The 15,951-nt window shown below is 54.3% G+C and carries 16 protein-coding genes and 1 rRNA gene; 16 read left to right on the top strand and 1 reads right to left on the bottom strand.

The genetic code is table 11. From position 1 onward, the window contains the following. Positions 1 to 216 precede the first annotated feature (216 nt). The 16 genes from EC836_RS19000 to EC836_RS18925 all read left to right on the top strand — a co-directional run bounded on the left by EC836_RS19000 (position 217) and on the right by EC836_RS18925 (position 15,691). Positions 217 to 1,194 carry an MDR family oxidoreductase gene (locus tag EC836_RS19000; RefSeq protein ID WP_123336025.1) on the top strand — a complete coding sequence of 326 codons (978 nt, stop codon included), beginning with the start codon at positions 217 to 219 and terminating at the stop codon, positions 1,192 to 1,194. 130 nt (positions 1,195 to 1,324) lie between these two features. Beyond that, the gene (gene msrP, locus EC836_RS18995; RefSeq protein WP_123336023.1) at positions 1,325 to 2,329 is read left to right on the top strand and encodes a protein-methionine-sulfoxide reductase catalytic subunit MsrP; all 1,005 of its coding nucleotides are present in this window, start codon (positions 1,325 to 1,327) and stop codon (positions 2,327 to 2,329) included. Positions 2,330 to 2,332: 3 nt separating this feature from the next. Continuing rightward, entirely contained in the window at positions 2,333 to 2,935 is a 603-nt protein-coding gene (gene msrQ, locus EC836_RS18990; RefSeq protein WP_123336021.1) for a protein-methionine-sulfoxide reductase heme-binding subunit MsrQ, read from the top strand. Between the two features lie 247 nt (positions 2,936 to 3,182). Further along, the gene (aroQ, locus tag EC836_RS18985) at positions 3,183 to 3,635 is read left to right on the top strand and encodes a type II 3-dehydroquinate dehydratase (protein ID WP_105592881.1); all 453 of its coding nucleotides are present in this window, start codon (positions 3,183 to 3,185) and stop codon (positions 3,633 to 3,635) included. A gap of 21 nt (positions 3,636 to 3,656) precedes the next feature. Continuing rightward, positions 3,657 to 4,130, top strand: a complete 474-nt coding sequence (gene accB / locus EC836_RS18980; protein WP_123336018.1) for an acetyl-CoA carboxylase biotin carboxyl carrier protein — start codon at positions 3,657 to 3,659, stop codon at positions 4,128 to 4,130. An 11-nt stretch (positions 4,131 to 4,141) separates the two neighbouring features. Then, positions 4,142 to 5,491, top strand: a complete 1,350-nt coding sequence (accC, locus tag EC836_RS18975) for an acetyl-CoA carboxylase biotin carboxylase subunit (protein WP_123336016.1) — start codon at positions 4,142 to 4,144, stop codon at positions 5,489 to 5,491. Between the two features lie 137 nt (positions 5,492 to 5,628). After that, a complete protein-coding gene (locus EC836_RS18970; protein ID WP_123336014.1) occupies positions 5,629 to 5,871 on the top strand; it encodes a YhdT family protein in 243 nt (80 codons plus the stop codon). After that, positions 5,861 to 7,315 (top strand): sodium/pantothenate symporter, encoded by a 1,455-nt coding sequence (gene panF, locus EC836_RS18965; RefSeq protein WP_123336012.1) that lies wholly within the window; start codon positions 5,861 to 5,863, stop codon positions 7,313 to 7,315. The genes EC836_RS18970 and panF overlap by 11 nt, the downstream gene beginning before the upstream one ends. Positions 7,316 to 7,325: 10 nt before the next feature. Then, the gene (prmA, locus tag EC836_RS18960; protein ID WP_123336010.1) at positions 7,326 to 8,207 is read left to right on the top strand and encodes a 50S ribosomal protein L11 methyltransferase; all 882 of its coding nucleotides are present in this window, start codon (positions 7,326 to 7,328) and stop codon (positions 8,205 to 8,207) included. 305 nt (positions 8,208 to 8,512) lie between these two features. Beyond that, positions 8,513 to 9,478, top strand: coding sequence for a tRNA dihydrouridine synthase DusB (gene dusB / locus EC836_RS18955; protein WP_123336008.1), 966 nt, complete (start codon positions 8,513 to 8,515; stop codon positions 9,476 to 9,478). A 25-nt stretch (positions 9,479 to 9,503) separates the two neighbouring features. After that, the gene (gene fis / locus EC836_RS18950) at positions 9,504 to 9,800 is read left to right on the top strand and encodes a DNA-binding transcriptional regulator Fis (RefSeq protein WP_003855228.1); all 297 of its coding nucleotides are present in this window, start codon (positions 9,504 to 9,506) and stop codon (positions 9,798 to 9,800) included. A gap of 477 nt (positions 9,801 to 10,277) precedes the next feature. Then, positions 10,278 to 11,198 (top strand): kdo(2)-lipid IV(A) palmitoleoyltransferase, encoded by a 921-nt coding sequence (gene lpxP, locus EC836_RS18945; protein ID WP_123336006.1) that lies wholly within the window; start codon positions 10,278 to 10,280, stop codon positions 11,196 to 11,198. A gap of 334 nt (positions 11,199 to 11,532) precedes the next feature. Beyond that, positions 11,533 to 12,558, top strand: coding sequence for an amino acid ABC transporter substrate-binding protein (locus EC836_RS18940; protein ID WP_123336004.1), 1,026 nt, complete (start codon positions 11,533 to 11,535; stop codon positions 12,556 to 12,558). Between the two features lie 67 nt (positions 12,559 to 12,625). Next, positions 12,626 to 13,804: an amino acid ABC transporter permease gene (locus EC836_RS18935; protein WP_123336002.1), complete on the top strand. Its 1,179-nt coding sequence runs from the start codon at positions 12,626 to 12,628 to the stop codon at positions 13,802 to 13,804. Positions 13,805 to 13,818: 14 nt separating this feature from the next. Then, positions 13,819 to 14,919 (top strand): amino acid ABC transporter permease, encoded by a 1,101-nt coding sequence (locus EC836_RS18930; RefSeq protein WP_123336001.1) that lies wholly within the window; start codon positions 13,819 to 13,821, stop codon positions 14,917 to 14,919. Between the two features lie 10 nt (positions 14,920 to 14,929). Further along, positions 14,930 to 15,691 carry an amino acid ABC transporter ATP-binding protein gene (locus EC836_RS18925; protein WP_105592870.1) on the top strand — a complete coding sequence of 254 codons (762 nt, stop codon included), beginning with the start codon at positions 14,930 to 14,932 and terminating at the stop codon, positions 15,689 to 15,691. A gap of 173 nt (positions 15,692 to 15,864) precedes the next feature. On the opposite strand, the gene rrf is transcribed toward EC836_RS18925, so the two are convergent. After that, a 5S ribosomal RNA gene (gene rrf / locus EC836_RS18920) occupies positions 15,865 to 15,951 on the bottom strand; the annotation flags it as partial.

Below are 15,951 nucleotides of genomic sequence, written 5' to 3'. Positions count from 1 at the left end.
CATTCAACTGCGGTGACAGATACGCCATTAACGGTAGTACACGTTCATAAATTAATGGCAGGTGGATAGCAGGCACCCTCGCCTGGGTAACACAGGATGGAAAAATAGCATAACCCGGATGACCTTTGCTTGTCTGGTATCAGATAATCAGAGGTTTCTGCGAGTATAGTCGTCCCAGGTATTTTTTTCATTGAACAACCGATTCAGGAGATTCACATGCAGGCACTGGTTCTCGAACAGGCAGACGGTAAGACTTTGGCCTCAATTCAGCAGGTCGACAGCAGCCGCCTTCCTCCCGGTGAAGTTACCGTTGATATTGACTGGTCAGGTATCAACTATAAGGATGCGCTGGCTATCACCGGTAAGGGCAAGATTATCCGCCAGTTCCCGATGGTGCCCGGTATTGATTTTGCCGGGAAAGTACACACCAGCAGCGATCCGCGCTTTCACTGCGGCCAGTCTGTGGTGCTCACCGGCTGGGGCGTTGGCGAAAATCACTGGGGCGGGCTGGCGGAACAGGCGCGGGTCAAAGCGGACTGGCTGGTTGCGTTACCTGAAGGCATCGATGCACGCCAGGCGATGATTATTGGCACCGCAGGACTGACCGCCATGCTGTGCGTGATGGCGCTGGAAGACGGTGGCGTGACTCCGGAAAGCGGCGACGTACTGGTTACCGCAGCCAGCGGCGGCGTGGGCAGTACGGCCATTGCGCTACTGCACGCACTGGGTTATCGGGTGACTGCCGTAAGCGGACGCGATTCTACACATGACTATTTACGCCAGCTGGGAGCGGAACACATTCTGCCGCGCAGCGAATTCAGCGAAGCTTCTCGCCCGTTGGAGAAACAGCGCTGGGCCGGAGCGATCGATGCCGCCGGTGGCCAGGTGCTGGCCAGCGTGCTGGCGCAAACCACGTGGGGCGGTGTCGTTGCCGCCTGTGGCCTGGCCGGTGGCTTCGATCTGCCAACCAGCGTAATGCCGTTTATTCTGCGCAACGTTCGCCTGCAGGGGGTTGATTCCGTCATGGCACCGACCGCACGCCGCATTGCCGCCTGGAAACGCCTGGTCAAGGCGCTCCCAGCTTCGTTCTATCAGCAGGCCACCCGTGAAATCGCGCTGGCGCAGGCACCGGAAGCCGCGGAAAAACTGTTAAATAATCAGATTACCGGCCGGACGCTGGTGCGGGTTCGCTGATCCCCTCGCCCCGGTTTACTCGCCGGGGCTGTTTTATCCGCAAATGCTTCATTTTCCCTAAACCCTCGCTGAAACTTCTTCCCCAGGCCATGCTCTAATCTAATATCCACAGTCTTTGTCGAGAAATCCTATGAAACACGTGAATAACCTGTCTGAAAACGACGTCACGCCGGAAAGCGTGTTTAATACCCGCCGCCGCACGCTGTTAAAAACCCTCGGGATCGGCGCGGCTGCGTTTACCCTGCCCGGCGCGGCGCGGGCTGATGTGCTTTCATGGTTTAAAGGCAACGATCGCCCTAAAGCGATGTCGGGTAAAGCGCTGGAATTCACTCAACCCGCGCAGTATCAGGCCGATCTGCCGCTAACGCCGGAAGATAAGGTCACCGGGTACAATAACTTCTATGAGTTCGGGCTGGATAAGGCCGATCCCGCCGCAAATGCCGGCACGCTGAAAACCACGGACTGGAAAATCACCATCGACGGTGAAGTGGCGAAACCACTGACATTAGATATGGACGATCTCTTCAAGCGCTTCCCGCTGGAGCAGCGCATCTATCGCATGCGCTGCGTTGAGGCCTGGTCCATGGTGGTCCCGTGGGTCGGCTTTGAGCTGGGTAAATTGCTGCAGGCCGCCGAGCCCACCAGCAATGCTCGCTATGTCGCCTTCCAGACGGTCTATGCCCCGGACCAGATGCCAGGTCAGCAGGATCGCTTTATCGGCGGCGGGCTGGATTATCCCTATGTCGAAGGACTGCGGCTTGATGAAGCCATGCATCCGCTGACCCTGCTCACCACCGGCGTTTATGGCAAAGCGCTGCCGCCGCAAAACGGTGCACCGATTCGCCTGACCGTGCCGTGGAAGTACGGTTTTAAAGGGATTAAATCGATAGTCAAAATCAGCCTGGTGAAAGATATGCCGCCGACGACCTGGAATCAGCTGGCGCCGAATGAATACGGTTTCTTTGCCAACGTGAATCCACATGTCGATCATCCGCGCTGGTCACAGGCCAGTGAGCGCGTCATTGGCTCCGGCGGGATCCTTGACGTGAAACGCCAGCCGACGCTGCTGTATAACGGCTACGCCGAACAGGTAGCCTCGCTCTATCGTGGTCTTGATTTACGGGAAAACTTTTAATTGATGCGCCTGAATGCCAAACACATTACCGCCCTGAAGGTTCTGCTGCATCTTGCCGGTTTCCTGCCGTTCCTCTGGCTGCTGCTCTCTATCGATCAGGGCTGGTTCAGCGCCGATCCGGCGAAGGATATCCAGCATTTCACCGGTAGAATGGCGCTGAAGTTTCTGCTGGCCAGTCTGGCCGTCACGCCGCTCGCCCGCTACGGTAAACAACCTTTGCTGATCCGCGTACGACGTCTGCTGGGTCTGTGGTGTTTTGCCTGGGCTACCCTTCACCTGGTCAGCTATTCGCTGCTCGAACTCGGCATCGACAATATTAGTCTGCTGGGTTCGGAGCTGATTTACCGTCCGTACCTGACGTTCGGATTGATCAGCTGGGTTATCCTGCTGCTGCTGGCCGCCACCTCTTTCCAGAAAGCCCAGCGCCGGTTGGGAAAACGCTGGCAAACGCTGCATTACACCGTCTATCTGGTGGCAATTCTGGCACCCATTCACTATCTTTGGTCGGTGAAAGTGCTTTCACCACAGCCGTGGATATATGCGCTACTTGCCGCGATCCTGCTGGCATTTCGCTTTAAAACCTTCCGCAAGTGGTGGCCATGGTGACGGGTGCAGCCCCCGCAGAGAGTGAGCTCTCTGTCACAATGGGATAAATCTTCGGCGTCTTTTTCACAGGTGCGGTGGATCATCTTCGCTGATAAGACCAGTATTTAGCTGCTAATTGCGTTGATATCGTTATAATGCCCGACTTCGTTCGCCAGCCAGCATCAAATTTCATCTGAATGAGGTGACAAACCGGCTTTGGCGATGTATTTTGTGCGATGCCTCAATTATCGCAGGAGATAGCAGCAAGATGACGGATAAGTTTCATGTACTCCTTTTGAACGGTCCCAACCTGAATCTGCTGGGTACGCGTGAGCCGGAAAAGTATGGCCACACGACGCTGGGCGAGATTGTCAGCGATCTGACGGCACAGGCCGCAGCGCTGAATGTTACCCTGAGCCATCTCCAGTCCAATGCGGAACATGCGTTGATTGATCGCATACATGAGGCAAAAGGCAATGTCGATTATATCGTCATCAATCCGGCGGCATTCACTCATACCAGCGTAGCGCTGCGTGACGCGCTGTTGGCAGTCAGCATCCCGTTTATCGAAGTTCATCTGTCAAATGTGCATGCCCGCGAGCCTTTTCGCCATCATTCATATCTATCTGATATTTCTGCCGGCGTGATCTGTGGACTTGGCGTCGACGGTTATTCCTGGGCTTTACAGACAGCGGTAAAACGCCTGTCACCATCTAATTAAACAGAGTACGGAACCACACTTATGGATATTCGTAAGATTAAAAAACTGATCGAACTGGTTGAAGAATCAGGTATCGCTGAACTGGAAATCTCTGAAGGCGAAGAGTCAGTTCGTATCAGCCGTTCCCCGGCTAACGTTGGCTATCCAATGATGCAGCAGGCCTACGCTGCCCCAATGATGCAGCCACAGCCCGCTCTGGCCGCAGCCGTGGCTCCAGCCACTGCACCGGCTATGGAAGCACCAGCGGCAGCTGAAATCAGCGGCCACATCGTACGCTCTCCAATGGTAGGTACCTTCTATCGTACCCCTAGCCCGGATGCCAAAGCCTTCATTGAAATTGGCCAGAAAGTTAACGCCGGCGACACTCTGTGCATCGTTGAAGCGATGAAAATGATGAACCAGATCGAAGCCGATAAGTCCGGCGTAGTGAAAGCGATCCTGGTCGAAAGCGGTCAGCCAGTTGAATTTGACGAGCCGCTGGTAGTCATCGAATAACGAGGCGAACCATGCTTGATAAAATTGTAATTGCTAACCGTGGTGAGATTGCGCTGCGTATTCTGCGTGCCTGTAAAGAGCTGGGCATCAAAACCGTTGCCGTACACTCCACTGCGGATCGCGACCTGAAGCACGTGCTGCTGGCGGACGAAACCGTCTGCATCGGTCCGGCTCAGTCGGTAAAAAGCTATCTGAATATTCCGGCGCTGATTTCTGCGGCGGAAATCACCGGTGCGGTGGCTATCCACCCTGGCTACGGATTCCTGTCCGAGAACGCTGATTTTGCTGAGCAGGTTGAGCGTTCCGGCTTTATCTTTATCGGACCAAAAGCGGATACCATCCGCCTGATGGGCGATAAAGTGTCCGCCATCACCGCGATGAAAAAAGCCGGTGTGCCTACCGTTCCCGGTTCTGACGGTCCACTGACCGAGGACATGGATAAAAACCGCGCCTTTGCAAAACGCATTGGTTACCCGGTGATTATCAAAGCCTCCGGCGGCGGGGGCGGTCGCGGTATGCGCGTTGTGCGCAGCGACAAAGACCTGGAACAATCCATTACCATGACGAAAGCGGAAGCCAAAGCGGCTTTCAACAACGACATGGTGTACATGGAGAAGTACCTGGAAAATCCACGCCATATCGAAATTCAGGTGATGGCCGATGGTCAGGGCAACGCTATCTATCTGGCCGAGCGAGACTGTTCCATGCAGCGTCGCCACCAGAAAGTGGTGGAAGAAGCGCCAGCACCGGGCATCACTGAAGAGCTGCGTCGCTTTATCGGCGAGCGCTGTTCTAAAGCCTGTGTGGATATCGGCTACCGCGGTGCGGGGACTTTCGAGTTCCTGTTTGAAAACGGTGAGTTCTACTTCATTGAAATGAACACCCGTATTCAGGTTGAGCATCCGGTGACTGAAATGATCACCGGCGTGGATCTGATCAAAGAGCAGCTGCGTATCGCTGCCGGTCAGCCGCTGTCAATCAAACAGGAAGAAGTGATCGTTCGCGGCCATGCGGTGGAATGCCGTATCAATGCCGAAGATTCGAACACCTTCCTGCCGAGCCCGGGCAAGATCACCCGCTTCCATGCGCCAGGTGGTTTTGGCGTGCGTTGGGAATCGCATATCTACGCCGGTTACAGCGTGCCGCCGTACTATGATTCGATGATTGGCAAGCTCATCACCTACGGTGAAACCCGCGATGTGGCTATCTCACGCATGAAAAATGCGCTGGCTGAGCTGATTATCGACGGTATCAAAACCAATATCGAACTGCAGATGAAAATCATGTCGGACGAGAACTTCCAGCAGGGTGGAACCAACATCCACTATCTGGAGAAGAAACTCGGCCTGCAAGAGAAGTAATCCTGCCTGCTCGTGGGCCTGCATCGTCAGGCCCATTCTCCTTCCCCGTAAGTCACTTCTAAGGTATTGCCGGGTCATGGGCCTACGTTGCTATCCCTGCATAAAAAAACCTTTGCCGTCACTCTGAGGAGATACGGATGGATACGCGTTTTCTACAGGCGAATAAAGAAGCGCGCTGGTCGTTCTGGCTGGCGGTGGCTTATCTTGCCTGCTGGGTGCTGACTGCCTGGCTATGGGACGACAGGCCGGGTATCACGGGTTTACCACACTGGTTTGAACTCTCCTGCCTGCTGGTGCCGGCCCTGTTTATATTTCTCTGCTGGCTGATGGTTCGCGTGGTTTTCCGCGATATTCCCCTGGAGGATGATAGTGAAGCTTGAGATCGTTTTACCGCTGATTGGCTATTTGCTGCTGGTCGCCGGTCTGTCGGTGTTTGCTATGCGCAAGCGCCGAGAAGGAAGCTTCCTCACCGAGTATTTCCTCGGTAGCCGTTCAATGGGCGGCTTTGTGCTGGCGATGACGCTGACCACGACTTACATCAGCGCCAGTTCGTTTATCGGTGGCCCCGGTGCCGCCTATAAGTACGGCCTCGGCTGGGTGCTGCTGTCGCTGGTACAGGTTCCCGCCGTCTGGCTGGCGCTGGGCGTACTGGGGAAAAAATTCGCTATTCTTGCCCGTCGTTACAACGCCGTTACGCTCAACGATATGCTGTATGCCCGCTACCGCAGCCCGCTGCTGGTGTGGCTGGCGAGCCTCAGCCTGCTGGTGGCTTTTATTGGCGCGATGACGGTGCAGTTTATCGGCGGCGCGCGCCTGCTGGAGACGGCAGCGGGTATCCCTTACGATACCGGGCTGCTGATTTTCGGCGGCAGCATTGCGCTGTATACCGCCTTTGGCGGCTTCCGTGCCAGCGTGCTTAACGATGCGATGCAGGGCCTGGTGATGCTGCTGGGAACGTTTCTGCTGCTGTACGCGGTAATCCACGCAGCAGGCGGAATGCACAGCGCCGTGGCCAAACTGGAAGCGATCGATCCCCGGCTGATTACGCCTTCCGGCGTGGATAACATTCTGACGCCGACGTTCCTCGCCTCGTTCTCGGTGCTGGTCTGCTTCGGCGTTATCGGCCTGCCGCATACCGCCGTGCGCTGCATCTCTTATAAAGACAGCAAAGCGGTGCATATGGCGATCGTCCTCGGTACTATCGTGGTCGCCGTGCTGATGCTGGGTATGCATCTGGCCGGTGCGCTGGGCCGCGCCGTGCTGCCGGATCTGGCGATCCCCGACCAGGTGATCCCGACGCTGATGATCAAGGTACTGCCGCCGCTGGCTGCGGGGATCTTCCTGGCCGCCCCGATGGCCGCGATCATGTCAACGATCAATGCCCAGCTGCTACAATCATCGGCAACGATCGTGAAAGATCTTTACCTGCGCGTACGGCCTGAGCAAATGGCGAACGAACGCCTGCTTAAACGCTTTTCCAGCCTGGTGACGCTGGTGCTGGGTCTGCTGCTGCTGCTGGCGGCGTGGAATCCACCAGATATGATTATCTGGCTGAATCTGCTGGCGTTCGGTGGCCTTGAAGCCGTGTTCCTCTGGCCGCTGGTGCTGGGGCTGTACTGGGAAAAGGCGAATGCCGCCGGCGCACTGAGCAGCATGATTACCGGCGCTGTCTGTTACACACTGCTGGCCAGCCTGCACATTGAGCCGATGGGTTTCCACCCGATTGTGCCCGCGCTGCTGCTCAGTCTGCTGGCATTTATTGCCGGTAACCGTTTTGGCCACGCTGCCGTTGAACCGCAGAAGCCCTCCACCCTGTTTGAATAAGAGAATTGCTATGCCCTGGATACAGATGAAGATTAATACGACCGGCGCTCAGGCTGAAGAGCTGGGTGACGCCCTGATTGAAAACGGTGCGGTATCGGTGACCTTCCAGGATACGCACGATAATCCGGTTTTCGAACCGCTGCCGGGCGAAACTCGCCTGTGGGGCGACACCGACGTGATCGGCCTGTTTGATGCCGAAACCGAGATGCCGGACGTGATCGCCGGACTGGAACAGCATCCGCTGCTGGGATCGGGCTTCCACCATAAGATCGAGCAGATCGAAGATAAGGACTGGGAACGCGAGTGGATGGATAACTTCCACCCAATGCGTTTTGGTCAGCGTCTGTGGATCTGCCCAAGCTGGCGTGATGTGCCGGACCCTGAAGCGGTTAACGTGATGCTCGATCCGGGCCTTGCCTTTGGTACCGGCACCCACCCGACCACCGCGCTGTGCCTTGCATGGCTCGACGGTCTGGATCTGGTAGGTAAAACGGTGATCGATTTTGGCTGCGGCTCCGGCATTCTGGCCATTGCGGCGCTGAAACTCGGTGCAGCACAGGCGATTGGCATTGATATCGATCCGCAGGCCATTCAGGCAAGCCGTGATAACGCTGAGCGTAACGGCGTTTCTGACCGCCTGTCGCTCTATCTTCCCCACCAGCAGCCGGACAACCTGATCGCCGATGTGGTGGTCGCCAATATCCTGGCGGGCCCGCTGCGTGAACTGGCACCGCTGATTAGCGTGTTGCCAAAAGACGGCGGTCATTTGGGTCTTTCAGGCGTGTTGGCGAGCCAGGCCGAAAGCGTCTGTGAAGCCTACGCGGAGACCTTCGCACTCGACCCGGTTGCCGAGAAAGAAGAGTGGTGCCGCATCACCGGTGTCCGCCACTAAAATTTCGCTGGCGCAGGTCATTAGAACTGCGTCAGCGCTTTCCTTACGTCACATGTGCCAAATAACAGTCAATCTGACGTGAAAAATGTTGTTATATTGGTCACAAAAAAAGAAAAATCTTTGTATACAATTTCAGCATATTTTTTTAATTTATTGTTTTATATGAACTAAAAGAAAATAGACAGGCACAACAATGCCCTTAACGGGCCATCAGTGGTGGATTGTTCAAAGTTTGGCCTTTCATCTTCCTGAAAAAATGCGTAATATACGCCGCCTTGCGGACACACTATGGTCAATTTTTTTTCATGCGCATAGGAAATCACCAGCTTCGTAATCGATTGATTGCAGCCCCGATGGCCGGGATCACAGACAGGCCGTTCAGGACCCTTTGCTATTCAATGGGCGCTGGAATGACCGTATCCGAGATGATGTCGTCTAACCCTGAAGTCTGGGCCAGCGATAAATCACGGTTGCGTATGGTACACAGTGATGAGCCAGGTATTCGTACCGTGCAAATTGCAGGTTGTGACCCGGAAGAGATGGCACAGGCCGCGCGCATCAATGCTGCATCAGGTGCGCAGGTGATTGACATCAACATGGGATGTCCAGCCAAAAAAGTGAATCGGAAAATGGCAGGTTCGGCACTGCTGCAGCACCCTGAGTTGGTGAAGTCTATCCTCTCGGCGGTGGTTAATGCAGTTGACGTACCGGTAACGTTAAAGATTCGCACCGGCTGGGACGGCGACAACCGCAACTGCGTAGAGATTGCCCAATTGGCTGAACGCTGTGGTATTCAGGCCCTGACAATTCATGGACGCACACGCGCTTGTTTGTTCAACGGCGAAGCTGAGTACGACAGCATTCGGACAGTTAAGCAGAACGTATCCATTCCGATTATCGCGAATGGAGACATTACTGACCCGCATAAAGCCAGAGCTGTGCTTGACTATACGGGGGCTGATGCCCTGATGATAGGACGCGCGGCTCAGGGAAGACCGTGGATCTTCCGGGAAATCCAGCATTATCTGGACACTGGGGAGCTGCTGGCGCCGATGCCACTAGCTGAAGTAAAGCGCTTGCTTATCGAGCACTTACGGGAACTGCACGACTTTTATGGTCACCGCAAAGGATACCGTATTGCCCGGAAGCACGTCTCCTGGTATCTCCAGGAGCATGCCCCAAACGACCAGTTTCGGCGCACATTCAACGCCATTGAGGATGCCAGCGAACAGCTGGAGGCGTTGGAGGCATACTTCGAAAATCTTGCGTAATTAGAAATAAAGAGCTGACAGAACTATGTTCGAACAACGCGTAAATTCTGACGTACTGACCGTATCTACCGTGAACTCACAGGATCAGGTGACCCAAAAGCCACTGCGTGATTCGGTCAAGCAGGCACTGAAGAACTATTTTGCTCAACTGAATGGTCAGGATGTGAGTGACCTGTATGAGCTGGTACTGGCTGAAGTAGAACAGCCTCTGTTGGACATGGTGATGCAATACACCCGTGGCAACCAGACCCGTGCAGCCCTGATGATGGGTATCAACCGCGGAACACTGCGTAAGAAACTGAAAAAATACGGCATGAACTGATACTAATCAGTTATGTGTTTGATAAAAGGCGCTCCTCGGCATGGGAAGCGCCTTTTTTAATGCAACCACCCCACGTCCTTCCTGATGTAGAGAGTTAAAACTCAACCTGCAGACCCTGTTAGCGGCCAAAGTGGTTTAAGGCGCAGGAAGAATTGAGCGGCCAGGCTTTATCGGAAATTCAATGATTCGGTTTTCATCATTTTGAATTTCAAAATTCTTCTCAGATTATTCGGCTTACCCTCTTCCTGTATGGCCTGTAACCTGTGTACACTCAGCGCCAATGGAAATGCCTTCGCAGGCCCGCCGCCCTCACCTTTCTGACTGCAGTGCGTAATGCCCCACGAATGTAAAGTTTTTGCCGGTAGCGGAACCCGGTTAAACCATCGTCCTGATTGGGTGTCTGAGTTACTGTACCGCAGCTATCCGTTTCTTTAATGCAATACAGATTCACCATCCCTTAACGCTATACGAGTAATTATGAAGCATTCACCTAAGTTCCAGAGGGGCTATCTGCGCCCGCGTTACTGGCTTACCTGGTTCGGCGTCAGCGTACTGTTTTTGCTGGTACAGCTGCCCTATCCGTTATTACACCGACTCGGCATTTGGATGGGCCGCACCTCAATGCGCTTTATGAAGCGCCGCGTTTCGATTGCCCGCCGCAATCTGGAACTCTGTTTCCCGGATATGGATCGGGAGCAGCTGGAACGTCGTATCGTCGGAAACTTTGAATCCCTTGGGATGGGGCTGATAGAAACTGGAATGGCTTGGTTCTGGTCTGACCGTCGCGTTAAGCGCTGGTTCAGGGTCAATGGCCTGCATAATCTTCAGGCAGCGCAGAGCGATGGCCGCGGTGCCTTAGTGATCGGCGTTCACTTTATGTCGCTTGAGCTGGGCGGCCGCGCAATGGGTCTTTGCCAGCCGATGATGGCGATGTATCGTCCGCACAATAACAAGCTGATGGAATGGGTACAGACCAAGGGGCGCATGCGCTCTAACAAAGCGATGATTAACCGCCGGGATTTACGTGGCATGGTTCAGGCGCTTAAACAGGGTGAAGCCGTGTGGTTTGCTCCAGACCAGGATTACGGCCCGAAAGGCAGCGTGTTCGCTCCGCTGTTCGCCGTCCCCCAGGCAGCCACCACCAGCGGCACATGGATGCTGGCCCGTATGGCAAAACCGGCGATGGTGACCGTCGTGCTTATCCGCAAAGAAGATGGCAGCGGCTATGAACTGGTGATCCAGCCGGAGCTGAAAGATTATCCGATCGATGATGAACAGCAGGCCGCAGCCTATATGAACCGGGTGATTGAGCACGAAATCATGCGCGCGCCAGACCAGTATATGTGGCTGCATCGACGCTTTAAAACGCGCCCGGCAGGGGCCGCCTCGCTCTACTGATATTGCCTCTGAAATTTGAAAGCCAGCGTATCCACGCTGGCTTTTATCATTCTGCTTACCAAAACCTTACAGAATTGATACCTCCTTCACACTACTTCCATATAGTGAAACTATTTGCACCAACTGTGACCACGCCATCTATTTTTGCCCCGCTCGGGTGCGCGATATTAATTAAACTTTCAAATCACTTCTAATTATTAGTAAAGCTTTCCAAGGAATTCAGAGCAATGCAAACCTGGCATTACCTTTGCAAAGCTGTGAATAGCCAGACAGGCAAGCGCACCACAGCGTGCGTTAAAACATAACAATATGATCCCGCCACACAGGATGCTTTATGAAAAAAATGATGCTCTCCACTTTGATTGCGGCTGCAACACTGTTTGCCGTTGCCAATCAGGCCCACGCGGGCACCACCCTGGATGCCATTAAAAAGAAAGGCTTCATTCAATGTGGTATCAGTGATGGCCTGCCGGGCTTCTCCTATGCGGATGCCAGCGGCAAGTTCACCGGTATTGATGTGGATGTTTGTCGTGCTGCGGCCGCTGCGGTATTTGGTGATGCAGGCAAGGTGAAGTACACCCCGCTGACCGCCAAAGAACGTTTTACCGCACTTCAGTCGGGCGAGGTGGATATTCTGTCCCGTAATACCACCTGGACCTCCGCGCGTGACGGTGGCATGGGCTTTATTTTCGCCGGGGTCAACTATTACGACGGTATCGGCTTCCTGACCCACCAGAAAGCGGGCCTGAAGAGTGCAAAAGAACTGGATGGCGCGACGGTTTGTATTCAGGCCGGTACCGATACCGAGCTGAACGTGGCGGATTATTTCAAAGCGAACAAAATGCAGTACACCCCGGTCACCTTCGACCGCTCTGACGAATCCGCAAAGGCGCTGGATACCGGCCGCTGCGATACGCTGGCCTCTGACCAGTCTCAGCTGTATGCCCTGCGCATCAAACTGGGCAAACCTGATGAATTTATCGTTCTTCCAGAAGTGATCTCCAAAGAGCCTCTGGGCCCGGTGGTCCGTCGCGGTGATGATGACTGGTTCACGATTGTGAAGTGGTCGCTGTTTGCCATGCTGAATGCTGAAGAGATGGGTGTCACCTCTAAAAACGTCGATCAGATGGCCGCGAAGCCAACCACGCCAGATATGGCCCACCTCCTGGGTGCAGAAGGTGATTTCGGTAAAGATCTGAAGCTCGATAACAAGTGGGCTTACAATATTGTTAAGCAGGTTGGTAACTATCAGGAAGTCTTTGACCGCAACGTCGGTAAAGACAGCCAGCTGAAAATTGCCCGTGGTCAGAATGCGCTGTGGAACAATGGCGGCATTCAGTACGCACCGCCAGTACGTTAATTCCTCCGAATACCGGGCACCGCTCCAGCGGTGCCCACATCAGAATTTCCGTTACTGAGGTTTCAACATGTCTCAACGCCCAACCGTAAAAAGGGATTTTTCATTCAGCAATCCTGCGGTTCGCGCATGGCTTTATCAGATCGCTGCGATCGCCGCGGTACTTTTCGTTGCTGGCTATCTGATCCACAACACCATCATTAACCTGGCAAATCGCGGTATTACCTCCGGTTTCGGCTTCCTGGAACGCAGCGCGGGCTTCGGTATCGTCCAGCATCTGATTGATTACAGTGAAGGCGATACCTACGCCCGTGTGTTTCTGGTCGGCCTGACCAATACGCTGCTGGTTTCCGCTCTGTGTATTGTCTTCGCCTCATTTCTCGGCTTCTTTATTGGGCTGGCACGACTGTCTGATAACTGGTTGCTGCGTAAAATCTCGAATATTTATATTGAGACGTTCCGCAACATCCCGCCGCTGTTACAGATTTTCTTCTGGTACTTTGCCGTATTGCGCAATTTACCCGGCCCCCGCCAGGCACTCAGCGCCTTCGACCTCGCGTTTGTCAGCAATCGCGGCTTATACATTCCCTGGCCTGAATATGCGCCGGGAACCTGGCCGTTCCTGATCGCGATTTTGCTGGCGGCGGCGGTGACTATAGCTCTTTTCCGCTACAACAAAATGCATCAGTTGAAGACCGGACAGCTGCGCCGAACCTGGCCCGCTGCCGTCGCCATGCTGATCCTGTTCCCGCTTGCAGCATCGCTGTTTGCGGGCCGCCCAATGCACTGGGATGTCCCTGAGCTGCGCGGCTTCAACTTCCGCGGTGGCTTCGTACTGATACCGGAACTGGCTGCGTTAACGCTGGCGCTGTCGATTTACACCTCTTCATTTATCGCAGAAGTGATTCGTTCGGGAATTCAGTCGGTACCGTACGGCCAGCATGAAGCGGCCCGTTCGCTGGGTTTGCCCAATCCGGTGACGCTGCGTCAGGTCATTATTCCGCAGGCAATGCGGGTTATTGTTCCGCCGTTGACCAGTCAGTACCTCAATATCGTGAAGAACTCTTCTCTGGCCGCGGCGATTGGCTACCCGGATATGGTGTCGCTGTTTGCCGGAACGGTGCTGAATCAGACAGGCCAGGCTATAGAAACAATCGCCATTACGATGGGGGTTTACCTCATTATCAGCCTGTCGATATCGCTGCTCATGAATATTTATAACCGCAAGATTGCCCTCATTGAGCGCTAAGAGAACGGACAATTATGACTGTAGCCACTCATGAAACTTCACCCGCTGCCCCCAACACGTTTGCGCGTGCCGTGACCTGGGCCAGAAAAAATCTGTTTTCAAGCTGGGGCAATACCCTGCTGACTCTGTTTTGCCTGTGGGTGATGTGGTCGGTTATCCCACCGGCGCTTAACTGGCTGGTCTTTCAGGCTAACTGGTTCGGCAACACCCGTGCAGACTGTACGAAGGAAGGGGCGTGTTGGATATTCATCCACGCCCGTTTTGGCCAGTTTATGTATGGCCTGTATCCGCATGAACTACGCTGGCGCATCAATCTGGCTCTGATTATCGGACTGGTTTCGATCGTCCCCATGTTCATCAGTCGTTTTCCACGCAGAGGCCGCTATATCGCCGTCTGGGCAATCGTCTACCCGATAGTCGTCTGGCTGCTGATGTACGGGGGTTATTTCGGCATGGAGCGAGTGGAAACTCGCCAGTGGGGAGGATTGACGCTAACGCTGATCATCGCATCGGTGGGGATCGCCGGAGCACTTCCGCTCGGGATCCTATTGGCATTGGGCCGCCGCTCGACCATGCCGGTGGTGCGTACGCTGTGCATCCTGTTTATCGAGTTTTGGCGGGGTGTGCCGCTCATAACCGTGCTGTTTATGTCCTCGGTGATGCTGCCGCTATTTATGGCTGAAGGCAGCACCATTGATAAGCTTATCCGCGCTCTGGTTGGGGTGATCCTGTTTCAGTCGGCCTATGTCGCGGAAGTGGTTCGCGGCGGACTGCAGGCGCTGCCAAAGGGCCAGTACGAAGCCGCGGAATCGCTGGGGCTGGGATACTGGAAAACGCAGGGGCTGGTTATCCTGCCTCAGGCTTTGAAACTGGTGATCCCGGGTCTGGTGAATACCATTATTGCCCTGTTCAAAGATACCAGCCTGGTGATCATTATCGGGTTATTCGATCTGTTTAGCAGCGTACAGCAGGCCACCGTCGATCCCACCTGGCTGGGTATGTCGACCGAGGGATACGTTTTTGCTGCACTGGTCTACTGGATTTTCTGTTTTAGCATGTCGCGCTATAGCCAGCATCTGGAAAAGCGCTTTCACACCGGGCGTACGCCGCACTGAGGTTAATTAAATGACTCAAATTATTACCCCTTCTGACGATGCGATGATGATTACGCTCGAAAACGTTAATAAATGGTACGGGCAGTTTCACGTGCTAAAAAATATTAATCTGGCGGTTAAACCGCGCGAGCGAATCGTCCTGTGCGGACCTTCGGGTTCCGGTAAATCCACCACGATCCGCTGCATCAACCATCTGGAAGAACATCAGCAGGGTCGTATTGTGGTTGACGGAACTCTGCTTAACGACGATCTGCGTAATATCGAGCGCGTACGCACTGAAGTTGGCATGGTTTTCCAGCATTTCAATCTCTTTCCCCACCTGAGCGTGCTGCAGAACTGTACCCTTGCTCCGATCTGGGTTCGGAAAACGCCGAAGAAAGAGGCGGAAGAACTGGCCATGCATTATCTGGAACGCGTCCGTATTGCTGAACATGCGCATAAGTTTCCCGGCCAGCTGTCGGGTGGCCAGCAGCAGCGCGTAGCGATCGCCCGTTCGCTGTGCATGAAACCGAAGATCATGTTGTTTGATGAGCCGACGTCTGCCCTGGATCCGGAAATGGTGAAAGAGGTGCTGGATACGATGATTGGCCTGGCCGAAGATGGGATGACGATGCTGTGTGTTACCCATGAGATGGGCTTTGCGCGTACCGTCGCGGATCGGGTGATCTTTATGGATCGCGGGGAAATTGTCGAGCAGGCACCGCCGCAGGAGTTTTTCTCTAATCCTAAGTCGGAGCGAACACGTGCATTCCTGTCTCAGGTTATCCATTGATTTTTAGATATTTTTAGTCCATATAGCGGGCCGTTTTCACTCGGCTCGTATAACATCACGATGACTTAAGGGTGGCTTCAATGCTTTCTGCCGGAAGATCAATTGCAGATGGCTTAATTTTAGACAAAAGAAAAAGCCCTCTGCTTTCGCAGAGGGCTTCATCTCTATTTGATGCCTGGCAGTTCCCTACTCTCGCATGGGGAGACCCCACACTACCATCGGCGCTACGGCGTTTCACTTCTGAGTTCGGCATGGGGTCA

Source organism: Erwinia sp. JUb26 (genome assembly GCF_003751505.1).
Taxonomy (GTDB): domain Bacteria; phylum Pseudomonadota; class Gammaproteobacteria; order Enterobacterales; family Enterobacteriaceae; genus Erwinia.
Note: the sequence above shows the minus strand (reverse complement) of the source record. Positions and strands in the feature narration are given on the sequence as shown.

Excerpts from the sequence above, each read along its gene's own strand:
- EC836_RS19000 (WP_123336025.1), top strand. The coding sequence starts at position 217 with ATGCAGGCACTGGTTCTCGAACAGGCAGACGGTAAGACTTTGGCCTCA.
- prmA (WP_123336010.1), top strand. The coding sequence starts at position 7,326 with ATGCCCTGGATACAGATGAAGATTAATACGACCGGCGCTCAGGCTGAA.
- lpxP (WP_123336006.1), top strand. The coding sequence starts at position 10,278 with ATGAAGCATTCACCTAAGTTCCAGAGGGGCTATCTGCGCCCGCGTTAC.
- EC836_RS18925 (WP_105592870.1), top strand. The coding sequence starts at position 14,930 with ATGACTCAAATTATTACCCCTTCTGACGATGCGATGATGATTACGCTC.
- EC836_RS18935 (WP_123336002.1), top strand. The coding sequence starts at position 12,626 with ATGTCTCAACGCCCAACCGTAAAAAGGGATTTTTCATTCAGCAATCCT.
- msrQ (WP_123336021.1), top strand. The coding sequence starts at position 2,333 with ATGCGCCTGAATGCCAAACACATTACCGCCCTGAAGGTTCTGCTGCAT.
- accB (WP_123336018.1), top strand. The coding sequence starts at position 3,657 with ATGGATATTCGTAAGATTAAAAAACTGATCGAACTGGTTGAAGAATCA.
- EC836_RS18970 (WP_123336014.1), top strand. The coding sequence starts at position 5,629 with ATGGATACGCGTTTTCTACAGGCGAATAAAGAAGCGCGCTGGTCGTTC.
- msrP (WP_123336023.1), top strand. The coding sequence starts at position 1,325 with ATGAAACACGTGAATAACCTGTCTGAAAACGACGTCACGCCGGAAAGC.
- EC836_RS18940 (WP_123336004.1), top strand. The coding sequence starts at position 11,533 with ATGAAAAAAATGATGCTCTCCACTTTGATTGCGGCTGCAACACTGTTT.
- fis (WP_003855228.1), top strand. The coding sequence starts at position 9,504 with ATGTTCGAACAACGCGTAAATTCTGACGTACTGACCGTATCTACCGTG.
- aroQ (WP_105592881.1), top strand. The coding sequence starts at position 3,183 with ATGACGGATAAGTTTCATGTACTCCTTTTGAACGGTCCCAACCTGAAT.
- accC (WP_123336016.1), top strand. The coding sequence starts at position 4,142 with ATGCTTGATAAAATTGTAATTGCTAACCGTGGTGAGATTGCGCTGCGT.
- dusB (WP_123336008.1), top strand. The coding sequence starts at position 8,513 with ATGCGCATAGGAAATCACCAGCTTCGTAATCGATTGATTGCAGCCCCG.
- EC836_RS18930 (WP_123336001.1), top strand. The coding sequence starts at position 13,819 with ATGACTGTAGCCACTCATGAAACTTCACCCGCTGCCCCCAACACGTTT.